The sequence below is a fragment of the Collinsella sp. OM04-5 genome (assembly GCF_003439125.1).
In the GTDB taxonomy this organism is placed as follows: Bacteria; Actinomycetota; Coriobacteriia; order Coriobacteriales; family Coriobacteriaceae; genus Collinsella.
Map to the genome: position 1 here is coordinate 1 of NZ_QSUU01000021.1, position 2,116 is coordinate 2,116.

Below are 2,116 nucleotides of genomic sequence, written 5' to 3' on the forward strand. Positions count from 1 at the left end.
ATCCGGTCCGACCGGGCCGCGCGGCAAGGAGATATATTGCCAGACCGGAGGGGCGCCGGGGGCGGGAATCTGGGCGTACACATTTCCTACACAGTTTGGGATTCTCAGCTGTATTTAAAAGTAATAAAGAGGGGACATCGTTTCCGAGATCCCCTCCTCCGTCTATCTATAGAAATAGGCTTTCAAAGCCTTAGGCCAAGAGCTTGCGACCGGACTCCTCGATCGCGTCAAGTGCTGCATCAGCCTCGGCGGCATCCGCGCCCTTAGCGAAGATGTACAGCTTAATCTTGGGCTCGGTGCCAGAAGGACGGACGATACCCTTGTTACCACCCTCGAGATCGAACTCAATGACATTAGCCTTCGGCAGGCCGTTCACGCAGGTGTTGTAATCCACGACGGCCTCAATCTTGGAACCGGCGAGCTCCGCGGGCGGGTTCTCGCGCAAACCAGCCATGATGCCGGCCATCTTTGCCGCACCCTCAGCGCCCGGATAGCTTAGCGAAATCGTCTTGTTGTGATAGTAGCCATACTTCTCGTACAGCTCGTGCATCGCATCGGCAAGGTTCTTACCCTGGAGCTTGTAATACTGCGCCATCTGGCAAATCAGAAGCGAAGTGCTCACGGCGTCCTTGTCGCGCACGTGGTCGCCGGCCAGATAGCCGTAGCTCTCCTCGAAACCGAAGATAAAGCGATCGACCTCGCCAGCATCGGAAAGAGAAGTAATGATGTCGCCGATGTACTTGAAGCCCGTCAGGCAGCGGCGAAGCTCAAAACCGTACTCGTCGGCCAGAGCGTCAACCATGGCGGAAGAAACGATAGTAGTAACGGCAACCTTCTTAGTGAGGTCCTCACCGCGGGCAGCACGGGTCTTGCAGATATAGTCGAGCAGCAGAACGCCCATCTCATTGCCGGTCAGCAGCAGATAGTCATCGCCATTTTTAACGGCAACGCCAACACGGTCGGCGTCGGGATCGGTTGCAAGCAGCAAATCAGGGTGAACCTGCTCGCAGAGATCGATGCCCTTCTGCATGGCCTGACGGATCTCGGGGTTAGGATACGGGCAGGTCGGGAAATCGCCGTTAGGCTCCTTCTGCTCGGGAACAACCGTGACATCGGTGATGCCAGCGCGCTCGAGCACCGTAGTAACGGGAATGAGGCCGGTGCCGTTGAGCGGAGTGTAGACGAGCTTAAGCGGAGCGCCAGCGATCTCCTCGGCAGAAAGGTTAGTCACGCCGCGCGCGAGAACGGCGTCGTAATAACGCTCGAGGCACGAGTCGTCGATCCATTTAACCAGACCCTGCTCAAGAGCCTCATCAAAGTCCATGGACTTCACGCCGGTGAATGTATCGGTCTCGGCGATAGCCTTAGAAATTGCATCGGCGGCCTCGCTGGTGATCTGGCAGCCATCGGGGCCATAGGCCTTATAGCCGTTATACGGCGCTGGGTTATGGCTAGCGGTCATGCAAATGCCACCGGAGCACTTAAGATCACGGACGGCCCAGGAGAGCGTCGGCACAGGAGAAATCTTGGGATACACGAGGGCAGTCACGCCGTTTGCTGCAAGAATGGCAGCCGTAGTCTTAACGAACAGCTCACCTTTATTGCGGCTATCGCGAGCGATGGCGACCGTCGGATGCTCAAAGGTCGCATTGAGGTAGTCAGCGAATCCCTGGGTCGCACGACCGACCGTATAGATATTCATACGGTTAGTGCCCGCACCGATAGTGCCGCGAAGACCGGCAGTACCGAAGGCGAGATCCTGGAAGAAAGCGTCGGTGATGGCGTCCTCATCACCCTGCTCCTTCATCGTGTTGAGCTCAGCGAGGAGCTCCTCGTCCTTGACATTGGCAATCCAAGTATCAAGCAGCTCATGAACATCTGCCATGTGAGTCCTTCCGTCACAATCAATAAAACGACCCGTGTAAAAACAGGACAAGCGCAGCAGTGCGCTAAAGCAAATATTAGTCCATTGAGAACAGAGAACCGGCCAAAGAACGGTGAACGTCTATATTCAGCGGTGGATGATTAAATTGATTTAATTGCATAAGGAATGTTGCCCGTAAACGCAAAGAAGGGGGAGGCCGCGAGGCCTCCCCCTTCTTCAAGTCTTGCGACG

At 55.9% G+C, this 2,116-nt stretch carries 1 protein-coding gene; it reads right to left on the bottom strand.

The window, feature by feature from the left end; all coding sequences use genetic code 11:
• Window positions 1-190 precede the first annotated feature (190 nt).
• Entirely contained in the window at window positions 191-1,885 is a 1,695-nt protein-coding gene (locus DXB53_RS09745) for a phospho-sugar mutase (RefSeq protein ID WP_006235592.1), read from the bottom strand.
• Window positions 1,886-2,116 lie beyond the last annotated feature (231 nt).